At 68.6% G+C, this 22474-nt stretch carries 22 protein-coding genes and 1 tRNA gene; 12 read left to right on the top strand and 11 right to left on the bottom strand.

Annotated features, from left to right (window positions below; translation table 11 throughout):
• Nucleotides 1-96 precede the first annotated feature (96 nt).
• From UAJ10_RS12280 to UAJ10_RS12270, 3 genes are all read right to left on the bottom strand, one after another.
• Complete coding sequence (locus tag UAJ10_RS12280) at nt 97-288, bottom strand: hypothetical protein (protein WP_040848183.1); 192 nt, start codon at nt 286-288, stop codon at nt 97-99.
• Nucleotides 289-426: 138 nt separating this feature from the next.
• The gene (locus UAJ10_RS12275; RefSeq protein ID WP_322915618.1) at nt 427-1863 is read right to left on the bottom strand and encodes a class I SAM-dependent RNA methyltransferase; all 1437 of its coding nucleotides are present in this window, start codon (nt 1861-1863) and stop codon (nt 427-429) included.
• Complete coding sequence (locus tag UAJ10_RS12270; RefSeq protein ID WP_322915617.1) at nt 1860-2327, bottom strand: acyl-CoA thioesterase; 468 nt, start codon at nt 2325-2327, stop codon at nt 1860-1862. Before UAJ10_RS12270 ends, UAJ10_RS12275 begins: the two co-directional genes overlap by 4 nt.
• Nucleotides 2328-2484: 157 nt before the next feature.
• On the opposite strand from UAJ10_RS12270, the gene UAJ10_RS12265 reads away from it, so the two are divergent.
• Together UAJ10_RS12265 and UAJ10_RS12260 are read left to right on the top strand one after the other, a co-directional pair.
• The gene (locus tag UAJ10_RS12265; protein ID WP_040843696.1) at nt 2485-2724 is read left to right on the top strand and encodes a hypothetical protein; all 240 of its coding nucleotides are present in this window, start codon (nt 2485-2487) and stop codon (nt 2722-2724) included.
• A 518-nt stretch (nt 2725-3242) separates the two neighbouring features.
• Nucleotides 3243-4628 carry an ammonium transporter gene (locus UAJ10_RS12260; RefSeq protein WP_322915616.1) on the top strand — a complete coding sequence of 462 codons (1386 nt, stop codon included), beginning with the start codon at nt 3243-3245 and terminating at the stop codon, nt 4626-4628.
• An 85-nt stretch (nt 4629-4713) separates the two neighbouring features.
• Here the strand turns inward: UAJ10_RS12260 and UAJ10_RS12255 are convergent, their stop codons facing one another.
• Nucleotides 4714-5835, bottom strand: a complete 1122-nt coding sequence (locus tag UAJ10_RS12255; protein ID WP_322915615.1) for an asparaginase — start codon at nt 5833-5835, stop codon at nt 4714-4716.
• Nucleotides 5836-5927: 92 nt separating this feature from the next.
• Between UAJ10_RS12255 and UAJ10_RS12250 the strand changes: the two genes are divergently transcribed.
• A complete protein-coding gene (locus tag UAJ10_RS12250; protein WP_322915614.1) occupies nt 5928-6530 on the top strand; it encodes a TrmH family RNA methyltransferase in 603 nt (200 codons plus the stop codon).
• Nucleotides 6531-6707: 177 nt separating this feature from the next.
• Nucleotides 6708-7148 carry a hypothetical protein gene (locus UAJ10_RS12245; RefSeq protein WP_322915613.1) on the top strand — a complete coding sequence of 147 codons (441 nt, stop codon included), beginning with the start codon at nt 6708-6710 and terminating at the stop codon, nt 7146-7148.
• Nucleotides 7149-7312: 164 nt separating this feature from the next.
• Here UAJ10_RS12245 and gpt read toward each other — a convergent pair whose 3' ends face one another.
• Nucleotides 7313-7801 (bottom strand): xanthine phosphoribosyltransferase, encoded by a 489-nt coding sequence (gene gpt / locus UAJ10_RS12240; protein WP_040845989.1) that lies wholly within the window; start codon nt 7799-7801, stop codon nt 7313-7315.
• A gap of 234 nt (nt 7802-8035) precedes the next feature.
• Between gpt and UAJ10_RS12235 the strand changes: the two genes are divergently transcribed.
• Together UAJ10_RS12235 and UAJ10_RS12230 are read left to right on the top strand one after the other, a co-directional pair.
• Nucleotides 8036-8112, top strand: a tRNA-Arg gene (locus UAJ10_RS12235).
• Nucleotides 8113-8869: 757 nt separating this feature from the next.
• Nucleotides 8870-10795, top strand: coding sequence for a glycosyltransferase family 9 protein (locus UAJ10_RS12230; protein WP_322915612.1), 1926 nt, complete (start codon nt 8870-8872; stop codon nt 10793-10795).
• A gap of 85 nt (nt 10796-10880) precedes the next feature.
• Here the strand turns inward: UAJ10_RS12230 and UAJ10_RS12225 are convergent, their stop codons facing one another.
• The 3 genes from UAJ10_RS12225 to UAJ10_RS12215 form a co-directional block, all read right to left on the bottom strand.
• A complete protein-coding gene (locus tag UAJ10_RS12225; RefSeq protein ID WP_322915611.1) occupies nt 10881-12017 on the bottom strand; it encodes a hypothetical protein in 1137 nt (378 codons plus the stop codon).
• 75 nt (nt 12018-12092) lie between these two features.
• Nucleotides 12093-12842 (bottom strand): SDR family oxidoreductase, encoded by a 750-nt coding sequence (locus tag UAJ10_RS12220; protein WP_322915610.1) that lies wholly within the window; start codon nt 12840-12842, stop codon nt 12093-12095.
• 121 nt (nt 12843-12963) lie between these two features.
• A complete protein-coding gene (locus UAJ10_RS12215) occupies nt 12964-13863 on the bottom strand; it encodes a LysR family transcriptional regulator (RefSeq protein WP_322915609.1) in 900 nt (299 codons plus the stop codon).
• A 125-nt stretch (nt 13864-13988) separates the two neighbouring features.
• On the opposite strand from UAJ10_RS12215, the gene UAJ10_RS12210 reads away from it, so the two are divergent.
• Genes UAJ10_RS12210 through UAJ10_RS12200 form a run of 3 tightly spaced genes read left to right on the top strand, consistent with a single transcriptional unit; the run spans nt 13989 to nt 15982 of the window.
• Nucleotides 13989-14531, top strand: a complete 543-nt coding sequence (locus tag UAJ10_RS12210) for an ester cyclase (RefSeq protein WP_322915608.1) — start codon at nt 13989-13991, stop codon at nt 14529-14531.
• A 15-nt stretch (nt 14532-14546) separates the two neighbouring features.
• Entirely contained in the window at nt 14547-15566 is a 1020-nt protein-coding gene (locus tag UAJ10_RS12205) for a polysaccharide deacetylase family protein (RefSeq protein ID WP_322915607.1), read from the top strand.
• Between the two features lie 14 nt (nt 15567-15580).
• Nucleotides 15581-15982 (top strand): VOC family protein, encoded by a 402-nt coding sequence (locus tag UAJ10_RS12200; protein ID WP_322915606.1) that lies wholly within the window; start codon nt 15581-15583, stop codon nt 15980-15982.
• Here UAJ10_RS12200 and UAJ10_RS12195 read toward each other — a convergent pair.
• Both UAJ10_RS12195 and UAJ10_RS12190 read right to left on the bottom strand, forming a co-directional pair.
• Complete coding sequence (locus UAJ10_RS12195) at nt 15973-17772, bottom strand: DUF4396 domain-containing protein (RefSeq protein WP_322915605.1); 1800 nt, start codon at nt 17770-17772, stop codon at nt 15973-15975. The two genes, UAJ10_RS12200 and UAJ10_RS12195, sit on opposite strands and share 10 nt — an antisense overlap.
• Nucleotides 17773-17838: 66 nt before the next feature.
• A complete protein-coding gene (locus UAJ10_RS12190; protein ID WP_322915604.1) occupies nt 17839-18621 on the bottom strand; it encodes a glutathione S-transferase family protein in 783 nt (260 codons plus the stop codon).
• 112 nt (nt 18622-18733) lie between these two features.
• Between UAJ10_RS12190 and UAJ10_RS12185 the strand changes: the two genes are divergently transcribed.
• Nucleotides 18734-19483 carry a helix-turn-helix transcriptional regulator gene (locus tag UAJ10_RS12185; RefSeq protein ID WP_322915603.1) on the top strand — a complete coding sequence of 250 codons (750 nt, stop codon included), beginning with the start codon at nt 18734-18736 and terminating at the stop codon, nt 19481-19483.
• Here the strand turns inward: UAJ10_RS12185 and UAJ10_RS12180 are convergent.
• Nucleotides 19452-20231 (bottom strand): class I SAM-dependent methyltransferase, encoded by a 780-nt coding sequence (locus UAJ10_RS12180; RefSeq protein WP_322915602.1) that lies wholly within the window; start codon nt 20229-20231, stop codon nt 19452-19454. The genes UAJ10_RS12185 and UAJ10_RS12180 overlap by 32 nt on opposite strands.
• A gap of 452 nt (nt 20232-20683) precedes the next feature.
• Here UAJ10_RS12180 and UAJ10_RS12175 point away from each other — a divergent pair, with 452 nt between their 5' ends.
• On the top strand, nt 20684-21178 hold the full coding sequence (locus UAJ10_RS12175; protein WP_322915601.1) for a MarR family winged helix-turn-helix transcriptional regulator: 495 nt from the start codon (nt 20684-20686) through the stop codon (nt 21176-21178).
• The gene (locus UAJ10_RS12170; protein ID WP_322915600.1) at nt 21178-22434 is read left to right on the top strand and encodes a serine hydrolase domain-containing protein; all 1257 of its coding nucleotides are present in this window, start codon (nt 21178-21180) and stop codon (nt 22432-22434) included. Before UAJ10_RS12175 ends, UAJ10_RS12170 begins: the two co-directional genes overlap by 1 nt.
• Nucleotides 22435-22474: the final 40 nt, after the last annotated feature.

Below are 22474 nucleotides of genomic sequence, written 5' to 3'. Positions count from 1 at the left end.
GCGACCGCGTCCGCCGGAAGTTTCCGGGGAGCGACGCGGACTGGGAACTGAGGATGAGGCCAAGGGCCCGGATGGGCCCGCCCGCCGTCTGAGGGGCTACTCTAAATACGCATCCACCTCGGCGGCGGCACGGTCCAGCGGCCAGTCCAGGCGGTCGATGATCTGTTCGACGGCGGTGTCGGCGTCCAGCGTCCGGCGGCCCAGCCGGTCCAGGATATCGTTCAGCACGTTTTCCTCCGCCACCGTGGCCGGGGCGTAGGACTTCAGGATCTCAAGCGCCTTGCTCATGGGACTGACGGACTCGCTTCTGGATTGCGCCAACGGGGGAGCGGTTATAGCACGTCATCGCCGCCCCCGCACGGCCGCACCGGCCGGCCACGTCACCTTTGGCGCCACTGCGGCAGACGGGTCACGCCGCCCCCTCCATCACGGCCGGCGGAAGCGGGCCGCGACCTCCAGATGGGGGGACCAGAGGAACTGGTCCACCGGCACCAGCCGTTCCAGGACATAGCCGCCACCCAGCAGAAGGGCGGCGTCGCGGGCGAAGCTGACCGGGTTGCAGGAGATGGCGACCACCACCGGCACACTGGACGCCGCCAGCGCGGCCGCCTGGGACGCGGCCCCGGCGCGCGGTGGGTCGAAAACCACCGCCTGGTAGGCCGACAATTCCGCCGGCGACAGCGGTTCCTTGAACAGGTCGCGGCGTTCCACCGTCACGGGATGGGCGCCGGTGGCGACACGGGCCGCCGCCTCCAGCGCCGTGATGGCCACGCCATCCCCCTCCACCGCGTGCACGGGGCCCAGCGTTGACAGGGGGAAGGTCAGGGTGCCGCTGCCGGCGAACAGATCGGCCACCCGGCCCCCTCTTTCCTGTGACAGGGCCCCCTTGGCGCCGGCCAAGGCCTCCGCCACCAGCGCGGCCTCACCCTCGGCGCTGGCCTGCAGGAAGGAACCGGCGGCCGGCGACACCGCCACCGGGCCGAAGCGCACCACGCCGGTGCGGCGCAGGGCGATGGGCTCCGCCGGCGCGCCCGGCCGCTTGGACCAGGAGAGGCGGGCCAGGTCATGCGCCTCGGCGAAGGCGCCCAGCCTTTCCAGGGCGTTCAGGTCGGGCTGCGGCAGACCCACCAGCAGGACGTCCGGCCCATCGTCCAGCAGGGTCAGCGCCACGTCCAGCGTGTGCTCGTCCGGCAGCAGCTCCAGCAGCAGGGTGCGCAAGGGGGCCACCAGCGCCATCAGGCGCGGCGCCAGCACGGCGCATTCCTCGATATCCACCAGGCGGTGGCTGGCGCGCTCATTGAAGCCCAGCCACAGGCGGCGGCCCCGGCGGGCGGCGGCCAGCACGGCGCGGCGACGGGCATGGGGCGGCGTGCGCACCAATGGGGCCCCAGACGCCGCCAGCGGTAGATTGTTGATGCCGGCGCGGGACAAGGCGTGGCGCAGCTGCTCCACCTTCCAGGCGCCGTAGGTGTCGGCGTCCATATGCTGCAGGGTGCAGCCGCCGCAGATGCCGAAGTGGCGGCAGGCGGGATCGGCCCGGCCCGGCCCCTCGGCCAGCAGCGATACCGGTTCAACCAGCCAGCCCTCGCCCCGCTGCTGGGCGAAGCGCACCATCAGCCGGTCGCCCACCAGGGTCTGGGGCACGAACAGGCGATGGTTCGGGCCGTAGGGTTCCTGCCAGTGGGCCACGCCGTCGCCCAGGGCGCCCACGCTTTCCACCGTGATCTCGATGGGGCCGCTGGTCGGGGGTTCCACCGGCGGATGGGCGGCGGGGGTCCGGCCGGGACGGCGGGGCTGATGGCGGCCGCCGGCGGATGGCTTGCCGCGCGTGGGGGTAGGCCCGGGGGCGGAACGGCGGCTCACAGGAAGCTCTCCATGACAGGGCGCAGGTCGTCGGGAATGGGCGTGGGGCGGTGCCCGTCGACATCCACCAGGACGGAGACGGACAGGGCGGTGGCGTGGCAACGGCCGCCGACGAACAGGCCGCTGCCCGTCGTCCACGACGTACGGCCCAGGCGCACCAGACGGGTGCCGATGCGCACGGCGTTGGGGTAGGTGATCTCCACCAGGTAATCGAGGGTGATCTTGCGCATCACGATGGCGTGGCGGTCGAAGCGCGCCCGGCCGCGCAGGGCCTGGTGCAGCGCCACGCGGCCCGATTCGAAATAGACCCCGAAGGCGTTGTTGTTGACATGGCCCACCGGGTCCAGGTCGTTGAAGCGCACGTGCTCATCCGTCCAGAAGCGATAGCTGCCGGCGTCGGCCAGGTCGAAGGGTGGTTCGGCCGCGTCGCTGGAGGCTGGCGGAAACGGGGTGGGGACGGACACGGGCGTTAAGTTCCTGTGACGGGGCGGCGTTTGCCCCAGGGATTAGGGGTATGGAACGGGTTTTGGCAAGCGGGGCGGCGTGACGACACCCGGCAAGGGTGCTATAGCTGCCCATCATCTGACCCATACACCCCTATTATCACAGTGAAGGTCTGCCATGAGCGACACCAACAACTCCACCGCGGAAGCCCTGTTCGAGAAGGCGCTGAGCGTCGCGGAAAAGCATCTTGAGGCGGCGCTCAAGGAGGCCGGCCCCCTGGCCGCCTATGTCGCGGTCGCCATGATCGAAGTGGCCGTCAACCAGGCGGTGGAAGAGACCACCCACCAGGACGTGGTGGACATGCTGCACGACCTGGCCAACCAGATCGAGCAGGACGCCGACGAGGAAGAGGAATAATCGGCGCCTTCCTCACGGCCGATTGAGAGTTTTTTGGTGGCGCCGGCGCCCGCCCCTTCCGCCCTGTTCCGGGGTGGCGAGGGGGTGGCGCCGGCGTTACTGCTTTTGAGGCCCCCCAATCGAAGGGAGAGACCGCACAGCCCAAAAATTAGGCAACTCCCGCACAGTTTGCCGCCAATGGCACTGATATTTGATGACGTGTGGCGCTAAGTCCCTGACCATTCTGCCATACCGTCCCCATTTTTGATGAAAATCCGCCTGTTCTTTGGGCGTGCACGGCATTGCACCCTTCCGATTTCCCGAATTCCGCCCACAAAATAATCACCCATTGGCATCCCCTCAGGGGCCAAGGCCCCGGACCGCGACCGGATGTATCGCGGCACGAAGTTTGAAAGAGGGGGCGGCGCGCTTTTCGGGACGCGGGTTCGCGGATGGCCGGCGGACCAGGGCCGGTGACGGTCCCTGCCGCCGGCGGCGCCTGGGAATGGATGCTGGGAATGGGGTGTGGGATGAGCGGTATGGGTAGGCGTTTCCTGGGACTGGGCGCGGTGGCGCTGGCGGCGGGCCTGCCCGCGCTGGCCATGGCGCAGGATGCGGCGGCCCCCGCCGCGGCCGCGACGGCCCCCACCATCAACGGTGGCGACACGGCGTGGATGCTGATGTCCACCGCCCTGGTGCTGATGATGACCATCCCCGGCCTGGCGCTGTTCTACGGCGGCATGGTGCGCAAGTTCAACGTGCTGGCCATGGTGATGCAGAGCTTCACCATCACCTGCCTGGTCACGGTCATCTGGGCGCTGGTGGGCTACAGCCTGTCCTTCACCGCCGCCAGCGACGCCGCCGACGCCAAGGAATTCATCGGCGGCTTCAGCCGTGTGCTGCTGGCGGGCATGGACCCGACCGGCACCCACGCCCTGGCCCCGACGATCCCGGAGCCGGTGTTCATGATGTACCAGATGACCTTCGCGATCATCACGCCGGCGCTCATCACCGGCGCCTTCGCCGATCGCATGAAGTTCTCCGCCATGCTGATCTTCATCACGCTGTGGTCGCTGCTGGTCTACGCCCCCGTCGCCCACACGGTGTGGCATCCCAACGGCTTCATGGCCAAGCTGGGCGTGCTGGACTTCGCCGGCGGCACGGTCGTGCACATCAACGCCGGCATCGCCGGCCTGGTGGCCTGCCTGGTCATCGGCAAGCGCAAGGGTTACCCCAACGCCGACTTCAGCCCGCATAACCTGGTGCTTAGCCTCATCGGCGCCTCGCTGCTGTGGGTGGGCTGGTTCGGCTTCAACGCCGGCTCGGCCCTGACGGCCGGTCCGCGCGCGGGCATGGCCATGACCGTGACCCAGGTGGCCACGGGTGCTGCGGCCCTGGCCTGGGTGTTCGTGGAATGGGCCCTGAAGGGCAAGCCCTCGGTCCTGGGCATCATCTCGGGCGCCGTGGCTGGCCTGGTGGCCATCACCCCGGCCGCCGGCTTCGTCGACACCGTCGGCGCCTTCGCCATCGGCATCGCCGCCGGCGTCATCTGCTTCTTCACCGCCACCTCGCTGAAGAAGGCCCTGGGCTATGACGACAGCCTGGACGCCTTCGGCGTGCACGGCATCGGCGGCATCGTGGGCGCCATCCTGACCGGCGTGTTCGCCAAGATGTCCATCGCCAACAGCGAGGGCGCCTTCGCCGCCACGCTGAAGGACGATCCCGCCGCCAAGCTGGGCCTGATCGAAGGCAACGTGGGCCAGGTGCTGACCCAGCTGGAGGGTGTGGGCTTCACCGTCGTGTGGTGCGCCGTCATCACCTTCATCCTGCTGAAGATCATCGACCTGGTGATTGGCCTGCGCGTCGATGAGGACATTGAGCGCGACGGCCTGGACATCGCCCTGCACGGCGAGTCGATCCACTAAAAATGGGCGGGGCAGCCCAAAACGGAAACCGCCGCCGGGGGCGACCTCGGCGGCGGTTTTCATTTGCGCATCAATCAGGGGGCGGTCACCCCGCCGCCGCCGCGGTGGGACGGATCTCGCCGACGGTCTCGCCCTTGCGGCTGATGACGGGGGCGACGGCCAGGGTGGCCACGCCGTCCCACACCGTGTCGGGCAGCACGCCCAGGCGCTTCAGCACCGCCGCCATGGCGGGGCCAGCGGCGCGGGGCGCCCCGTCCTCGATCTTCAGCGCGATGCCCAGCCCGTGTTCCGGCAGCACGGCGCAGCACACGCCCTCCGCCCCCGACTTCAGCAGCACGGCCGACTTGGCGGCGCGCATCACCTCGGTGTCGAAGTTGCCGGTGCCGCCCACCAGCTCGGGATGCTTGCCCCAGGCGCGGCGCAGGCGCATCACCGCCTCCGCCCGCCGGTCGGGCAGGCTGTCGGGGTCGGCCAGCCGCGCCATGCCCAGTGCCAGGGCGCCCAGGGGCAGGCCGATGGTGGGGATGGAGCAGCCGTCGACACCCCAGGGCGCGCGGCTGAGGTCATGGCCCGTCACCTGCTCGATGACACCCAGGATGCGCTGCTGCACCGGGTGCTGATAGCGGACATAGCCCGCCAGCTTCTCCCCCTTGTGCTTGGCCACGGCCAGGAAGCCCGTGTGCTTGCCGGAGCAGTTGTTGTGCAGGGCGGTCGGCTTTCGCCCCGCCGCCAGCAAGGCGGACGCCGTCGGCTCATGCGTCGGCAGGTGGGCGCCGCACTCCAGGTCATCCACCGACAGGCCCAGCCGGTCCAGCCAGGCGGCCACGCGCTCGGTGTGCATGGCCTCCCCCTGGTGGGAGGCGCAGGCGAGGGCCAGTTCCTCATCCGTCACGGCGTAGGCGTCGGCCGCCCCGCTTTCGATCAGGGGAATGGCCTGCAGCGCCTTGTTGGAGGAGCGGGGATAGACCAGGCCGTCCACGTCGCCCCAGTGGGCCACCACGCGGGCACCGGCGTCGACGACGACCACGCGACCGCGATGCCGGGATTCCACCATCGATCCGCGCGTCACCTCCACCAGGATGGGGGCGTCGGAACGGTCGGGGATGTCCACCTGGCGCACGGTCGCCTGGCCTTGGGGGGCGGGCTGGTGGTCATGGCCGCAGCAGCCGTCGCCGTGGTGGTGATCATGGTCGTCGTGGTCGTGCATGACCAGGCGCTCCGCCCTTGGGGTTCGTTGATGTCCGCGTTCTCCCCCGGCCGGGGCATGACTGCAATCCTGTTTCCCGGGGGGCTGGAACCTTGCCCAAGCGGCTTGCCTTGTGCAAGGTGCGCGACATGCGCGGATATTTCGCCCTGGGCGCCGAGGGGATCAGCAAGTCGGGCAACATCGGGACCATCATGCGCTCCGGCCATGCGTTCGGGGCGAGCTTTGTGTTCACCGTGAACGCCGCCCTGGACCTGGACGAGATGAACCGGGTCGACACCTCGGGCGGCCAGGACCATGTCCCGCTCTACACCTACCCCAGCGTCTCGGCCATGACCCTGCCGGAAGGCTGCACCCTGGTCGGTGTGGAGCTGACGGACGACGCGGTGGACCTGCCCAGCTTCCGCCATCCCCTGCGGGCCGCCTATGTCCTGGGGCCGGAGCGCGGCAGTTTGTCGCCGGCCATGCAGGCGCGCTGCGACCACGTCATCAAGATCCCCATCAAGTTCTGCGTCAACGTGGCCGTGGCCGCCGCCATCGTCATGTACGACCGCATGATCTCGCTGGGCCGTTTCGCCGAGCGGCCGGTGCGCGCCGGCGGCCCGGTCGAACCCGCGCCCACCCATGTCCACGGCCGGCAGAAGATCCGCAACGTGGACAGCAAGCGCATGCGCCCCCTGCTAGGCGGTTGGGAATAAGCGCCCTGGCCGTCTGGGAATAAGTCCCGGTCTTCCCTATATCATTGGTCTCAAGTGGCTTACCCGCCGCCGCCCTCCCGCGACCCGCCCAGGGTCCCGGGCGGCCTCCCCTTCGCGGTCGCGGATTCCTTCACCGTCCGGCCTTAGGCAAGGCCGGCATCAGAGGAGACCGATGCCATGCCGACCCGCCTTGTCCACACCAAAACCCTAACCATGAGCGCCACGCTGCTGTCGGGCGCGTTGATGACGGGCGCGCTGCTGGCCGCCCCCGCCGGGGCGCAGCAGACCACCACCGCCCAGCCGACCGCCACCACCCAGACGGTGACCGTGCCGGCACCGGGCCCGCGCCGCGCGGCCGAGACGGCGACGCGGCAGGAAGACATCATCATCACCCCGCGCGCCTACCCCAGCTATGAGGAGGACGACGCCTTCCACCGCGCGGAGTATGAGCGGCTGAACGCCATCTACGGCAAGCCCGTGCCCATCAGCACCCGCGCCGACACCCTGATGGACGTGCCGCAGGGCAAGCTGCCGCAGGACCGCTCGGCCCTGCGCGCCATCATCGCCGACCCGGACACCCCGCACCTGAGCGACGTGGTGGCGCCGGAATCCAAGTAGTTCCCTGCGGGCGCGGGCATCCGCCCGCTTGCCATCCTCGCTGCGCCCTTCGGCACCCGCTCCGGCGGACGCGGTCGCGACCCAGGAAGAACATAGCGCACAACGCAAACGGCCCCGCCGGGCGTTCCGGCGGGGCCGCTCGTTTCGGGCGTAGCCTGGGCGGATCAGTCGTTGCGGATCTGCATGTAGGCGATGGGGTTCAGGTCCCAGGGGAAGTGGATCCAGGTATCCTGCGACACCTCGGTGATGAAGGTGTCGACCAGCGGACGGCCGGCGGGCTTGGCGTAGATGGTGGCGAAGTGCGCCTTGGGCATCATGTTGCGCACAATGGCGGCGGTCTTGCCGGTGTCGACCAGGTCGTCGACGATCAGCCATCCCTCGCCCTCACCCTCCACCGCCACCGGCGCCTTCAGGTTCTGGGCGGTGCGCTGGTTCTGGTGGTCGTAGCTGCTGATGCAGATGGTGTCGATCAGGCGGATGTTCAGCTCGCGCGCCAGGATGGCGGCCGGGACCAGGCCGCCGCGGGTGATGGCGACGATGCCCTTCCACGGCCCCTTGTCGCTGATGCGCCAGGCCAGCGCCTTGGCATGACGGTGCAGTTCTTCCCAGGTGACGGGGAAGTTCTTGGCGGTATCGGCGTGATGGGACGACATGGGGGCGGCGCTCCGCGAAACGGTCAAAAATGTTCACAAAGGTGGAGAATTGGGTAGATAGCCCATCCCCGCCGTCTGGACAATGCATCGCGACGCACCGGCGTCCCGCTCGGCTCGCGGGGTGGGGGTTGCCGCCGACAAGAAAATGCAACGGGACCAAAAAAAGCTGTTGCGTCCCCCCGATCATCCTCTACAAGCACCCACCTCACCGGCCGACACCGGTGAGACGAAAAAGCGCCCGTAGCTCAATTGGATAGAGCACCAGACTACGAATCTGGGGGTTGGAGGTTCGAGTCCTTCCGGGCGCGCCATTCGTCTCAAGTAATGGACGAATAGCCAGACCAAGCCGTTGAGTTTTTCCGGCCCTTTTCCCAGATGAATTGAGTGCTGCCCGGCCTGAAGCCTTCGCATATGACGCGACGGCCATCACCCGGTCTTTGCCATTTCCGGAAATCCTTGTCGAGCCCGCGCCCCAGGTCGGCCCGGACAAGGTCATCCACCAATCCCCCCGCCCCACTCCACCCGGCCGCGTATCGTCGCCACCCGATGCGGCCTGCCGGCGGAGGAGCCCTTGGACCTCTGCCGGCTCAAGGCCGTCCCGGCCGCCACCGAAGGCAATCTCAGCGCCCACCGGACCACGCCGTAAGCGATAAAGCATCTGGCTCTGCGCGGCATCAGCGAAGGTCGACCTTCCCACTCCCCACGAAAACGGCGGCACCCCGGGGGATGCCGCCGTTTTCGTTTCACCATCCCAACGCCTCTGGGAAGCCGTCCTATACCCAGCGGCTGGAAACTTGGTATGTCCAACAACAGTTGTAAAATTGTTCTTATTATTACTAATTTAATAGACGATAAGACTTAGCAGTGTCCGCCATATTTATTGCATTATTGTGCGTCTATTACCAATTCAGTAAACGTAAATGGTGCAATTTGTCGCACTAATTATTGCGGCTCTACCACCAGGCAAATACGCTCCCCCACGTATCAATTCATCGATCCGTTAACGGATCCGGCCGGGGTGGGCCGCCCCCGGGCTGAAGTGGCCGTTGGTCCATGGGGGAATGGGGGTTGACGCATACTTACGGCGTCGTGTTGCGCGTGGGCCGCTTGGGCCCGCGCGTCATGCATCATCTGCTGCGCCGCCTTCCGGCCGGCGTGCCGGTCACCGTCCTGCGGGCGCCGGGTCACCCTCTGGATATTCCGGACGAGCGGTGCCGCGTCCTGGAGGGTGATGCCGTCGACGCGGCCGGACTGGCGACCCTGGCCCGGGACATGGCGGTACCGGCCCTGCTGTTGTGCGGGGATGACGGCCTGATCGCCCTGCCCGACCGCCGGCCGTCGGCGCCCACCGGCGTCGGGGTCGTCCGCCTGCTGCCGGTGATCGGCCCGTTGTACCGCCTGGACCGTGCCGACCGGCTGGACCGCCCGGAGCATTATTTCGGCCCCGTGCTGCTGCCCGTGGACGCCCTGCCCGCCTGCGTCGGCGACGCCCCCGTCCCGCTGGATCGGTGGACCGGCCATCATGTCGTGCTGCGCGCCGTCGCGGCCGGCCTGCCCGTCGCCAACCTGCCCGCGGGCGGCCTGGTCCTGCCCTCCCTGGCCCAGGCCAGCGGCGCCGATCAGCATCGGGGCCGCATGCGGGCGCGCGATCTGCTGGCCCTGGCCGGCGACGCCCAGGCGGACGCCTTCGCCGTCCTGGACAGGACGTCCGGCGATGGCCCCGACCATGGCGAAGAGCGGACGCGCGCGGCCAAGCGCGCCATCGACGCCGCCCTGTCGCGCCTGACCAACCGCCTGGCCGCCACCCTGGCCCCCTTCATCCCGCCCGACCAGCGGGCCCGTCCCCTGCCGCCGCAGGGCCGGCTGGGTATCTTGAAGTTGGATTCCATCGGCGACAGCGTCCTGCTGACATCCTTCCTGCGTCCCCTGCGCCCCTGGTTCGGGGGCGAGATCGGGTTGATGGCGAGCGCCCGTGTGCGGGACCTGGTGACCCGCGACCCGCGCATCGATCGCACGCTGCTGGTCCCGGTGCGTCTGCCCTGGCTCGCGCCCGATGAAGCCACGGCCTGGCTGGAGGCCACGATCGACCAGGCCGTCGCGTTCCTGGAAGGGGTGGACGCCACCATCATCCCCCGCCTGATGCCCGACTATTACCTGGCCAACCACATCGCGGTGCTGGCCGGGGTGCCGCGCCGCTATGGCCTGACCAGCCCCCGCATGCCCGACCTCACCCGCTTCAACGCCGCCTTCACCGCCATGATGACGGACGTGGTGACCATTCCGGCCCCCTGCCACGAGGTCGAGGTGATGGGCGCGCTGATGCGGGCGGTCAGCGGCGGCGGGGCGGCCCCGACATCATCGGAGCCGCGCTGCGACATCCACCTGGACGAGGTCGACCGCGCCACGGCCTGGACGACGGTGCCGCCCGTGGCCGGCCGTACCCTGGTGGCCCTGGGCCTGGGCGCCTCGACCGGGCGCCGGCGTTGGCCGGTGGACCAGGTGGTCACGGCGGCGCGGACCCTGGCGGGGCGCCACGACCTGACGTTCGCGCTGCTGGGGGGCACGGACGTGGCCGGCGACGCCGCCGCCGTGGCCCAAGCCCTGGGCAGCCGCGCGCACAACCTGGCGGGCCGGCTGGACCTGCGCAAATCCGCCGCCGTGCTGGAGCGCGCGGCCCTGTACATCGGCAACGATTCGGGCCTGATGCACATGGCGGCGGCCGTGGCCGTGCCGGTGGTCGAAATCTCCTGCCATCCGCTGACGGCGCCGGACAACCATGAGAACGCGCCCCATCGCTTCGGCCCCGTGGGGGTGCCCCACCGCATCGTGCGGCCCACCGCCCCCGCCGACCCGGCCTGCGCCCTGGGCTGCGTGTCGCGGCACACGGCGCATTGCATAACGGGGGTCAGCCCCACCGAGGTGGTCGCCGCCGCCGAGACCCTGCTGGCGTCCGCCACCCTGTCCGCCACCCGATCCGGCAGCCTGGTTGAGTAGGGCTAGGCGCCGTACTCAATGGCCATGCGGCGGACACCCACGGCCAGCTTGCGATCGTCATGCGACAGGCCCAGCGCGGCGGCGCTCACCGCGTTCGTGGTGCGGAACACGAACTCGAGACAGCCGTCGGCCGGTATCTCCCCCCATCCAGGGCGACGGTCAACTGCACCCCGTCCTCACCCGCCGGATCCGGCCGCAGCACGGCGATCGTGCGGCCTTGAACCTGGATCTCTACCTGCGGATCCACTTGGTTCCCCATTGGGGCCCGGGCCGCCGCGTGACGAAAGCCGGGCGCCAGGGTCAGGTCAACCGTGCCCCGCGCCCAGGTGGCGGGGCTGGCCAGGGGATAATCGACGGTGGCCGTCGCCGTCCGCGCCCACATGACCCCGGCGCCGCCCGAGATTTCCGGCCGGAAGAAGCCATGCGCCACACTGCGGTTCACGCACCCCGACGGGCCGAAGTCGATGGCGTAGCCGGAGGGCAGGCCACTGGTCAGGGGGGCGTAGCCGAACCGTTCCATGAAGTCTCGGCCGGCGATCTCGACGGCCATGACCTGGTCGGCGGTCAGTTTCCTGGCGTATTTGCCCACCAGGCCGTCGCCGACATGGTTGGGATGCCAATGGGACGCCGCGTCGAACCGCAGGCGCGGATTGTCGTCGCCCATGCGGCCTTCCTGGATGAGGCGGCCGATCCGCCGCACCACCTCGCCCTTCGCGTGCGCCTGGAAGATCGCCTCGGCATCGTGGTCGCTGATTTCAACGCCGACATGGGCGGCGATCCGGGACACGGTGGCCGGCGTCTCCATGAAGCCGTCCTCATAGCGCAGCACCCAGGCCGGGCAGTCGGCCACCAGGCGCATCAGATAGCGGGCGCTGTTGCGCACCTCGTCCGCCGCCTCCTGGAACGAATGGCCGAACCGCTCCATGAGGGAGACGACGGCATCGCGCGGGTCGCGGACGGTGATGATGACCGGCGCGCCCGCGAACAGGCAGGCCGCCAGCAGGGCCGCCGACGGCTCATGCGCCTTCACCAGGGCTACATCCGCCCCGCGCAGCGCCAGGACGGTGTCGTGCGTCAGGTCGTTGGCGAAGAAGCGGGCGATGCGGGCCCCCGATATCTCCAGCACCCCATGAATGACATTGTAGACCCAAGTGGAACCGCTGCCCTGCAAACCGAACGAGCCGATGAGGCGAGGGGGGCGGCTGCGCGCGGACAGGGTCATACGGAGGGTCTCTCAAGCACCAGGAACGGCGGGCCGGGCGACCTTATCAAGGCCGCCCGCCGCCGTCCTTCGGCCTTACAGCGTACTCATGCCGCCATCGATGACCAGTTCACTGCCCACGGTGAAGCGGGACTCGTCGGACGCCAGGAAGACCACGTACTTGGCCACCTCCACAGGGTCGCCGAAGCGGCCGGCGGGGATTTGCGCCAGGATGCCGGCGGCCATGGCCTTAAGGTCGGCCTCCGCCAGGCCCAGCTTGCCGTAAAGCGGGGTGGAGATGGGGCCCGGGCTGACGGCGTTCACCCGCACGCCCCGGCCGATCAGTTCCCCCGACAGGGTGCGTGCCATGGAGATCAACGCGGCCTTGGTGGCGGCGTAGACGCTGGAATTGGGCATGCCGATATGGGCGTTGATCGAGGTGTTGAGGATGATGGAGGCCGGGTTGGCCAGCAAGGGCACCAGGGCCTGGATCAGGAAGTAGGGCCCCTTCACGTTCACCGCGAATGAGCGGTCGAAGCCCGCCTCGTCCCAGGCCTCCACCGGGCGGAAATCGGCCACGCCGGCGTTGATGAACACGGCGTCCAGCGTGCCGAAGGCCTGGCGCACCTTGGCCGCGATCGCCTGCTGGCCGGCCACGTCGCCGGCGTCGGCCTGGATGACCAGGGCCTTATCGCCCAACGCCTCGCGCGCCTGGGCCACGCTGGCGGCGCTGCTGCCGGTGACGGCGACGCGGGCGCCCTCATTGATGAACTGGCGGGCCGTTTCCAGGCCGATGCCGCTGGTGCCGCCGGTGATCAGGGCGGTCTTGTTCGTTAAACGGGTCATGATGCGCATCCTTATCTTCAGGAGGAGAGGGCCTGGGCGTCATCGCCGGCCCGACACCCAAAGGATTACGCTTCAGTGTTTCCTGCGAAAATGGCCATGAGCTGGTTTTATCATTCCGTTTTCATGAATGATCAACCAAGGCCGGCGTCATGCGCCGGAGGCGGTCGGCCAGGAAGTCAACGCATAGGCGCACCTTGGCGGCGGCGTGGCGGCTGTGGGGATAGACGGCGTGCAGGGGGGCGGCCGGCAGCGGCAGGTGGGGCAGCACCACCTCCAGCCGGCCGGCGGCGATATCCTCATGCACGTCCCAGATGGATTTCAGCACCAGGCCGGCGCCGGCGCGCGCCCACGCGTGCGCCCGTTCGCCGTCATTGCTGCTGAGGGGGCCCCGCACGCGGACGCCGCGCCCATCGGCGAAGGTCCATTGGTCGGGCGGCGGGTCGCCGAACAGCAGACAGTCGTGCCCCAGCAGATCCTCCAGCACCCGTGGCCGGCCCCGGCGGTCGAGATAGCCGGGCGCGCCGCAAATGACCCGCCGGTTGGGCGCCAGTTGGCGGGCGATCAGGCTGCTGTCCGCCAGCGCGCCGAAGCGGATGGCGAGGTCGAAGCCGTTGTCGATGATGTTGAACAGGGTATCGGCGGCATGCAGGTGGACCTGCAGGCCGGGGTGCAGCGCCTGGAATTCCTGCAGCAGGGGCGCCAAGTGGCGGCTGAAGGCCACGGTGGAGGTCAGGCGCAGCAGGCCGGTGGCGGTGTGGCGGCCCTTGGTCGCCTCCATCTCCGCCTCCTCCACCTCCGCCAGTATGCGGACGCAGCGGGCGTGGTAGGCGGCGCCTTCCTCCGTCAGGGCCAGGGTACGGGTGGTGCGGTTCAGCAGGCGCACGCCCAGCCGTTCCTCCAGCCCGCTGACGCGGCGGCTGATGACGGCCAGCGATTGTCCCAGTTCGCGGGCCGCTGCGGACAGGCTGCCCGCCTCAACCACGCGGACGAAGGTCGCCATATCGGAAAAGGTGTCGGCCATATTCTTGCGAATAACACAACAGACACTGCCGATCACGGCATATTCTTGCGAACTAAACCTTAGGCTACCGTTTGCCCATCGAATTCATCCCCCAATCGCCTTTTCCCCAGTCGATGGAGCGTAAGATGCCTCTTTCCGTGATGCGCGGCACCGTCCTGGCCTTCGCGTTGACCGCCTCGCCCCTGGCCCTCGCGGCCGGCGCCGACACCCTGGTTCAGCCCAAACATGTGACCGTGGACGCCAGCCTGCCCAAGGCGCAGGCCGATGCCGAAATCCTGGCCGCCCTTCGCTACGCCACATTCTGGTCCACCGGCGATGAGGCCCTGGCCCACGCGGCGCTGGCGCCGCACTTCACCGACCGCACCCTGCCCCCGGGCCGCGCCCAGGGCGTGCCGGGGCCGCTGGCCGCCTCGGCCTTCGTGCGGGCGGCCATCCCCGACCTGACGGCCAGCGTCGAACAGCTGGTGGTGGCCGGTGACCGGGTGACCGTGCACTTCCGCTTCCAGGGCCATTTCACCGGGCATTTCGGCGACGTTCAGGGCAAGGGCCAGACCGTCGATTTCATCGCCACCGACCTCTACCGCGTCCAGGACGGCCGCATCGCCGAGAACTGGCACATCGAAGACAACCTGACCCTGCTGCGCCAGTTGGGCGTGGTGGCCCAGTAGAAGGAGCGACCAGCCATGAGCACCGATATCATCGCCAGCCGCCGCGGCTTCCTGACCCATGCCGGCGCTGGTGCCGGCGTGCTGGCCGCCGGCATGGCCTTGGGCAGCGCCACCGCCGGGGCCGCCGAGTCCAGCCCCAAGGCCCCCGCCGTGAAGCCGGCGCCCCCTAAACCCCAGGGAGCCGGCTTCTGGCCCGGAGACACCCGCCTGGTCATCAGCGTGTCCATGCAGTTCGAGGCGGGCGGCCAGCCGCTGAAGGGCACCGACAACCCCTTCCCCAAGGTGGACTTCCCCGACAGCGTGCCCAGCGATCCGGTCGCCAACACCTGGTTCGCCTATGGCTATCGCGAGGGTGTGCCCCGCATGCTGGACCTGTGGGACAAGCACGGCGTCAAGGTCACCTCGCACATGATCGGCGAGGCGGTGCGCAAGAACCCGGACCTGGCGCGCGAGATCGTGAAGCGCGGCCATGAGGCCGCGGGCCACGGCCCGCGCTGGAGCAGCGAATACGCCATGAGCCGGGAGGAGGAACGCCGCTTCCTGACCGAGGCCCGCACCATGGTGGCGGAGGTCACCGGCCAGACGCCCGTGGGCTACAACGCCAATTGGCTGCGCCGCGGCCCCTACACCCTGCCGCTGTTGCAGGAGCTGGGCTACCTCTACCACATCGACGACGTCAGCCGGGATGAGCCCTTCATCGAGCAGGTGGACGGCCGCGACTTCGTGGTCGTGCCCTACACCCTGCGCAACAACGACATCGTGCTGATCGAGGGCCGTAACTACACGCCCAACCAGTTCCTGGAACAGGTCACCCTGGACTTCGACCAGCTGTATGAGGAGGCGGGCCACCGCCGGCGCATGATGTCCATCAGCGCGCACGACCGCATCAGCGGCACGCCGCAGATGGTGCGGGTGTGGGACAAGTTCCTGACCTACGCCAAGAGCCATCCCGGCGTGGCCTTCCTGCGCAAGGATGAGATCGCCCGCTTCGCCGCCGGCAGCCCGCTGACCGTGCGCGAAACCGAGACGATCTGAAGGCGGGGGCGGTCATGCAACTGGACCACGCCACGCTGCGCACCGCCGACCTGGAGGCCACGCGCGGCTTCCTGGAGGCGGTGCTGGACCTGAAGCCCGGGTACCGCCCGCCCTTCGATTTTCCCGGTTATTGGCTGTACGCCGAGGGCCAGCCCATCGTGCACCTGATCCCCGGATCGGGCGACCCGGTGGGCCGGTCGGGGGAGATGCTGGACCATGTGGCCTTCCGCATGGATGGCCGGTCGGAAAACTACCGGGCCATGCGCGCCAAGCTGGAAGGCCTGGCCACCCCCTATTCCACCATGGACCTTCCCGACCTGGGGGAACGGCGGTTGTTCATCCGCACGCCCCCCAGTGCTGGCGGCGGCGCCATCCTTCTGGAACTGGTGTTCCGCGAGGACGGCCCTCAGGGCTGAACGTCGATCACCACCATCAACCCGCCGCCGCCCCGGGATTCGGTGTTGTTGTTGGTGGTGTGGTGGGGAATGTGGCAATGGATCAGCCACTTCCCCGGCAGGCGTGCCGCCCATATGACATCATAGCGCTGCCCCGGCCCCACGTTCACGGTGTCGGCTTCGTACCGGGCGGATGGGGGGAGGGTTTGGCCATCGCGGGCCACCACCAGGAAAGGCCCGCCATGGATATGCATAGGGTGGACGAAGCCGGTGTTGGTGCCGATGAAGCGCACCTTCAGCGTCTCACCCACCTTCATGCGCACCGTTTCCGTCGCGGGATAGGCGCGGCCGTTGATGGTGAAATAGTTGGGGTGGCCGCCGTCCATGGGCATGGCTGGGAAGGTCAATCCGTCGCGGCGCAACCATTCCTGCAACTGGATCACGTAGTCGTGGTCGGCCGGCACCTCATCCTTCGGGTCGGCGGGATCGATGATCAACGCCCCGTACAGCCCCAGCGCCTGCGTGCGGTCGGGGTTGGCGTGCGGGTGATAAAAGTAGGTGCCGTGCTGAACGGCCGTGAATTCGTAGCTGAACCGTCCGCCAGGCGGTATGGGCGGCTGCGTCACCCACGCCGGCCCGTCCATGCCGTTGGGAACCACCAAGCCATGCCAATGGACGGTGGTGGGTTCCGGCAAGGCGTTGGCGACGTTGATGCGCACACGGTCGCCCTGGCGGATATGGATACGCTGTCCCGGGATCTGGCCGTTGTAGGCATAAGCATCGACCGTGACGCCGGGAAGAATCGTCCAGCGGATGACGGACGCGCGCAGGTCGAAGACCTTGACGCCGCCCTCCAGCCGGTAGGGCAACTCGCGGTCCCCCAAGACGTCCCCATTGAAGGCCGCCGTCACACGCCGTGGATCCACGGCGGCCATGTCGCGCATCGCGTCCGCCGGCGTGTCGCGGTCCATGACCATGCCCGGCGGCATGATGGCCCCGCCCACGTCGCGCGCCGACACATCCAGGTTCAACCAGTTGGCCGGCGCTAGCATGCCCGTGACCAACGCCAGCAGGGAGACGCCACCCAACGCGGCCACCTGGGCGCTGGTGGCATCGGATTTCATGTCGTGGTGATGGTGCTGTCCTTTCCGCTGGGTCATCAGCCCATGCTTCATTCCCCGGGCCACCATCCAGACGTTGGCGGGATAGGCCGTCGCGAACCCCGCGCCGATGCCCAGCGCCATGGTACCCCAGAACAACAGCTCCGCCGGCTCCATGGCACGCATGTCACGCCCCATCATCAGGAAGCACATGACCGGCGCCATGCCGGCCATCATGAAGTTCATGCTGATGAACTCCGGCAGGAAGCTGCCCCGCACGTTCTGCCAATAACCGCCGCCCATGGCCGATCGCATGAACAGCGACTGGAAGATGAACAGCCCCATGGCGAAGCCGGACAGGTACTCCACAATCAGGTCCAGCCACATGGGCAGGCCGAACCCCGCCGTTATCACCGCCGCCAGCACGATGCCGGTGGCGTCACCCGCCACGCAGTGGATGGTGGAGCCAGCCCCCTGCTTCCACAGGGGCCGGATGAAGTCCTCATGCCCGCCCGGCCGGGGTTCCTTGTCGACCAGCACATAGAGCAGAAGACCAAGGGGACCAAGGTAAAGGGTGATGAGGATGAAGCCCCACTTCATCACCGGCGGTTCCGGATTGTGGCGATACTGGTCGATACCGACATAGACGGCCGACGCCAGCGCCAGAACGAACCAGGCGACCAGAAAGTAATCTATTGGCTGGACTAGCATGGGCGCCCTGCTTCCGCTGACGTTGGGGAGCAGGGGGCCTAACCCGCCATGGTGGCGGAGGTTCCGTCAAGCGGCGGCCGGCACCCAGGCGAAGTCCGGGAAGAACTGCGCCATCAGGCGGTCGGTGTAGGCCAGCAGGTTGGGATAGTTCAGCACCCGGCGGCGCACCTCGGTATCGAAGTAGGGGGTCAGCAGGCTGGCCAGCACGCCCAGCGCCGTGGCGTCCACCGCCGTGGCCCGGTCGCCCAGGAGGTAGGGCTGGTCGCCCAGCAACAGGGACAGGGCGGACAGGGAGCGGTCGCAGAGATCCGCGATCTCCGCATCCGAATGGCGCCCGGGGCCGGCGGCGCGCACGTTGTTGGTCACCCGCTCCAGCACCGATTGCCGCATCTGGTCCCGCATCGCCTCCGGCACCCGCGTGAAGAACTGGGCGGGGCCCTTGGCGAAGTTCTCGGGGATCAGCCAGCGGCTGTGGACCACGGTCCAATACAGCTGGTTTTCCAGCAGGCGCTCGATGGTCCAGGACAGGGCCCGCTGCTGGGGCGTGAGGCCGGCGTCCAGATCCACGCCGTAGGTCTTCTCGACATGGCCGCGGATGAAGGTGCTGTCGCCCAGGCGGGTGCCGTCGTCCTCGATATAGGGGATTTGCCCCTTGGGGCCCTGGTCGGGCATGCCCTGGACCTTCATGTAGGGCAGGCCGGCCATCTTCAGCTGCACCTCCGCCTTGATGCAGAAGGGGCTGGCGTCGGGCAGGCCGAACAGGGCGCCGCCGGTGTAGAGGGTGATGGGCTGGGCGGGCATGCTGCGGGCGTGGGTGTTGCGGGCGTGGGTGTTGCGGGCGGCGGTCATGGCGGTTGGTTTTCCTTGGTGATGGCCTGAGGGCGATGGCTTGTCGATGGCCCCGTTCTACTGCCATCCTGCTGCCAACATGCTGTCAGCAGCATGAAGCCAGGATGCCCCCATGAGACGCGCCGACCGCCTGTTCCAGATCATCCAGATCCTGCGCCGCACGCGTCGCCCCCTGACGGCCGACGCCATCGCGGCGGAGCTGGAGACGTCCAAGCGCACCGTCTATCGCGACATCGCCGACCTGATGGCCCAGCGGGTACCCATCCGGGGTGAGGCCGGCATCGGCTATGTGCTGGACGAGGGGTACGACCTGCCGCCCCTGATGCTGACCCCCGATGAGATCGAGGCCGCCGTGCTGGGCGCGCAATGGGTCAGCACCCAGGCGGACCCCGCCCTGGCGCGCGCCGCCCAGGACCTGATCGCCAAGATCGCCGCCGCCCTGCCCGACCGCCTGCGCCCCTATGTGCTGGAGCCGGCGACGCGCATGCCGCCCCGGCCGCCGGCCCCCACGCCGGACGGTCTGGACATGGCGCGCACCCGCGCCTGGATCCATGCCGGGCGCAAGATCCGCCTGAGCTATGCCGATGAACTTGGCCGGCCCAGCGACCGCGTCGTCTGGCCTGTCACCGTCGCCTATTTCCAGACCGTACGCCTACTGGTGGCCTGGTGCGAGTTGCGCCAGGATTTCCGCCACTTCCGTGCCGACCGGGTGACGGCGGCCGATTTCCTGGACGACCGCTACCCCAGCCGGCCCGCCGTCCTGCGCGACCATTGGCTGCGCGGAATGCAGGCCCACATCCAGCGGCGGCGCGCCGAAGACTCGGCCCCGTTCAGCCCTGGGACAGGTGATCCAACAGGCTGACGAGATAGAACGGGCGGCGGCTTTCCCGCACCAGGTGGAAACGCGGCGACCAGGCGAAGGCCTCATGGATACGCCGCGACAGCCGCGATTCCGGATCGGCGGCGAAGAAGTAGTGGTTGGCCAGCAGGCAAACACCCCCGGGCGCCAGCAAGCCGGCCACCCGCGCCGCCACCCCCTTCAACAGGGCGGGCGTGATGGGCAGCGGCAGGTAATAGAGCGTGTCCGCGATCACCACCAGGTCGAACTGGCCATCCAGGTCCCGCGGCAGGTCCAGGACGTCGCCTTGGCGGAAACTGACATTGGCGTGGGCAGCGGCACGCGCGGCCGCACGGTCGACCGCCGCCTGGGCGATATCCATCCCGACCACGGCGTCGGCCCGGGCCGCCAGCCGGGTGCTGAGCAGCCCGAGCCCGCATCCCAGGTCCAGCGCGCGCTTGAACTGGCGGCCCCGGGGCAGGCAATCGACGATGCGGTCATACTTCCAGCCCTGGTACCGATAGCGCTCGCTTCCCGATGCCCACGGGTCGTCGAAGGTGCCGTAGGCGTTCTCGAACGCCGCGCGCTGGCCAACCTCACCCCGCCAGCGGCCGATGGCGCCATCCGTCTTGGCGCTGCGCAGGAACAGGCCGATGTCGGCCGGCGCCATGAAGCGGGCGCGACGCCACCGGGCGAGCAACCCACCCTCGGCCGGCTGAAAATCCGCACTGCCGGCAACCGCGCCGTTCGTGCCATCGGGGAAGGCCACCATGGTCGTTTTCTCCAAGGCGGCCAGAAGGAAAGCCGGGCGCCGTCTCGAATTGGAAGGAGCCCACCAGGGTGGCCCGTGAACGGCCGTCAAAAACCCAAGCGAAGGCTTATTATCCGGGCAAGGGCGCGCGACACCCATGCATCGCCCATGATGCTTCTTTTACGCCTATGTCGTATGACAAAAGGCATATTTCATCCAGCCAATCAATAGCATCCGTACGTACGCGACTAATTGCCACGGCGATTTTCCCCACCTCCGTCAACCAGGCTGAAAACTCGCTGCGGCGCGGCAAACTCCCAGTCTTTTGTTTTATTTGAAACTTTGCCGACGGGTGTTTCCACGGTTGATGTTGGCGGTTTCGATAGTTGAGAAGCGCGCCTTATCACAAACAACGCTTGGCCGGCTGAAAACCATCGTTGACGTCGACAAAATAATAAGCCATAGCTTGGTATATGAATGAGCAAAACGCGATCTTCGAGGCGGCGCTGGAAACGGCGCGGCGACTGCACCGCAGCACCGCCGCCCTGTCCCGCCGCCTGCTGACCTCCCGGCCGGCGGACGGCATGAGCACGACCAAGCTGGGGGTGCTGGGCCAGCTGCATCGCGAGGGGCCGGCCACCGCCACGGCCTTGGCCGCCTACCTGCGCATCCAGCCGCAATCGCTGACCCGCCTGCTGGCCGACCTGGAGGCGCAGGGCCACATCGTTCGCCGTCCGGACGCGGCGGACCGCCGCCAGATCAGCATCGAGATCACCGATACCGGCCGCGGCAGCCTGTTCGGCGACGTGCACGGCCGGCGCACCGCCCTGGCCCGCGCCATGATCACCACCCTGACCCCGACGGAGCGCGAGGTGCTGCGCCTGGCGGCCGACCTGATGGACAGGCTGGCCGGCGCCGACTTGGGGCCCGGGGACACCACGCCATCACCAGAGGAGGGGGATGCCTGATGCGCCGTACCGGATTGATCGCGGCCGCCGTGGCCGCCACCCTGCTGACCGGAACCGCCGGCGCCCAAATCTTCGAGCCTGGCGGCCCCGACGCCGCCGCCTACGGCCAGGCGCAGGGCTATCCCGCCGGCACCTGGGATGATTGGTATGAGAAGCCCCACATGGTCTGGGGATTCAGCCATTACGACAGCCTGGTGAAGACCCACACCCTGCCGGCGGCGACCAAGCCCTGGGCCTTCAGGCGGGCGGCCGCGGAACCGGCCATCCACTACGTGCCCGACATCCTGCACTTGAAGGACGGCCCGGTGCTGGGCCTGGCCGACTATATGGCGCGGGTGCCGGCCACCGGCCTGCTGATCCTGAAGGACGACACCATCCTGGTGGAACGCTACCAGTACGGCCGCACGGACAAGGACCGCTTCACCTCGCAATCCATGGCCAAGACCCTGGTCGGCCTGCTGCTGGGGGCTGCCATCGCCGACGGCCGCGTCAAGGGCATCGGCGACCCCGCCGAAGCCTACGTTCCCACCCTGAAGGGCAGCGCCTATGGCCAGACCCCGCTGAAGGCGCTGCTGCAGATGTCGTCCGGCGTGGCCTTCGAGGATGCGGAGCCGCGCAGCCTGTTCCACGACATCCACAGCGGGGTGGACGAGGGGACGGCGCTGGCCAAGTACAGCCGGGCCACCCCCGCCGGCAGCCATTTCCAATATTCCTGCGGCGACAGCGAGACGCTGGCCACGGTGGTGCGCCAGGCTACCGGCCAATCCCTGTCCGACTATCTGGCGGCCAAGGTCTGGCAACCCATGGGGGCGGAGGCGGAGGCGCGGTGGGAGGTGGACGCCAGCGGGCAGGAGATCGGCTGTTCCGGCTTCAACGCCACCCTGCGCGACTATGGCCGCCTGGGCCGCCTGCTGGCTCACGACGGCGCGTGGGAAGGCAAGCAGCTGATCCCCAAGGACTGGTTGCTGGCCGCCACCACCCTGGACCCGGCCGACGCGCAGGTGGCGTCGGGCACGGCGTCGCACCTTTACGGCTATGGCTACCAGGTCTGGGTGCTGCCACCCAAGGTCAGCCCCGACGGCCGCCGCCTGTTCGCCCTTCAGGGGGCCGAGGGGCAATACATCTTCGTCGATCCCAAGACCAAGCTGGTCATGGTCCAGACCTCGGTCAAGACCGACAACCAGCCCCTGACCAGCCCGCATTCGGAAACCCTGGCCCTGTGGCTGGCGGTGATCCGCGAGTGGGATAAGGAGTAGCCGGGGACCATGGCGGCATGGGGTGAGCCCCATGCCCTTG

Origin of the sequence: Nitrospirillum guaranorum (assembly GCF_034653275.1) — a bacterium.
Classification (GTDB): domain Bacteria; phylum Pseudomonadota; class Alphaproteobacteria; order Azospirillales; family Azospirillaceae; genus Nitrospirillum.
The sequence above is the reverse complement of the archived record's forward strand: the minus strand, read 5'-3'. Positions and strand labels throughout refer to the sequence as shown.

Bases quoted from the DNA above. Each gene is read 5' to 3' on its own strand.
- UAJ10_RS12280 (WP_040848183.1), bottom strand. From the start codon at position 288: ATGAGCAAGGCGCTTGAGATCCTGAAGTCCTACGCCCCGGCCACGGTG.
- UAJ10_RS12265 (WP_040843696.1), top strand. From the start codon at position 2,485: ATGAGCGACACCAACAACTCCACCGCGGAAGCCCTGTTCGAGAAGGCG.
- UAJ10_RS12260 (WP_322915616.1), top strand. From the start codon at position 3,243: ATGGGTAGGCGTTTCCTGGGACTGGGCGCGGTGGCGCTGGCGGCGGGC.
- UAJ10_RS12255 (WP_322915615.1), bottom strand. From the start codon at position 5,835: ATGCACGACCACGACGACCATGATCACCACCACGGCGACGGCTGCTGC.
- UAJ10_RS12245 (WP_322915613.1), top strand. From the start codon at position 6,708: ATGCCGACCCGCCTTGTCCACACCAAAACCCTAACCATGAGCGCCACG.
- gpt (WP_040845989.1), bottom strand. From the start codon at position 7,801: ATGTCGTCCCATCACGCCGATACCGCCAAGAACTTCCCCGTCACCTGG.
- UAJ10_RS12225 (WP_322915611.1), bottom strand. From the start codon at position 12,017: ATGACCCTGTCCGCGCGCAGCCGCCCCCCTCGCCTCATCGGCTCGTTC.
- UAJ10_RS12220 (WP_322915610.1), bottom strand. From the start codon at position 12,842: ATGACCCGTTTAACGAACAAGACCGCCCTGATCACCGGCGGCACCAGC.
- UAJ10_RS12215 (WP_322915609.1), bottom strand. From the start codon at position 13,863: ATGGCCGACACCTTTTCCGATATGGCGACCTTCGTCCGCGTGGTTGAG.
- UAJ10_RS12210 (WP_322915608.1), top strand. From the start codon at position 13,989: ATGCCTCTTTCCGTGATGCGCGGCACCGTCCTGGCCTTCGCGTTGACC.
- UAJ10_RS12205 (WP_322915607.1), top strand. From the start codon at position 14,547: ATGAGCACCGATATCATCGCCAGCCGCCGCGGCTTCCTGACCCATGCC.
- UAJ10_RS12200 (WP_322915606.1), top strand. From the start codon at position 15,581: ATGCAACTGGACCACGCCACGCTGCGCACCGCCGACCTGGAGGCCACG.
- UAJ10_RS12195 (WP_322915605.1), bottom strand. From the start codon at position 17,772: ATGCTAGTCCAGCCAATAGATTACTTTCTGGTCGCCTGGTTCGTTCTG.
- UAJ10_RS12190 (WP_322915604.1), bottom strand. From the start codon at position 18,621: ATGACCGCCGCCCGCAACACCCACGCCCGCAACACCCACGCCCGCAGC.
- UAJ10_RS12185 (WP_322915603.1), top strand. From the start codon at position 18,734: ATGAGACGCGCCGACCGCCTGTTCCAGATCATCCAGATCCTGCGCCGC.
- UAJ10_RS12180 (WP_322915602.1), bottom strand. From the start codon at position 20,231: ATGGTGGCCTTCCCCGATGGCACGAACGGCGCGGTTGCCGGCAGTGCG.
- UAJ10_RS12175 (WP_322915601.1), top strand. From the start codon at position 20,684: ATGAATGAGCAAAACGCGATCTTCGAGGCGGCGCTGGAAACGGCGCGG.
- UAJ10_RS12170 (WP_322915600.1), top strand. From the start codon at position 21,178: ATGCGCCGTACCGGATTGATCGCGGCCGCCGTGGCCGCCACCCTGCTG.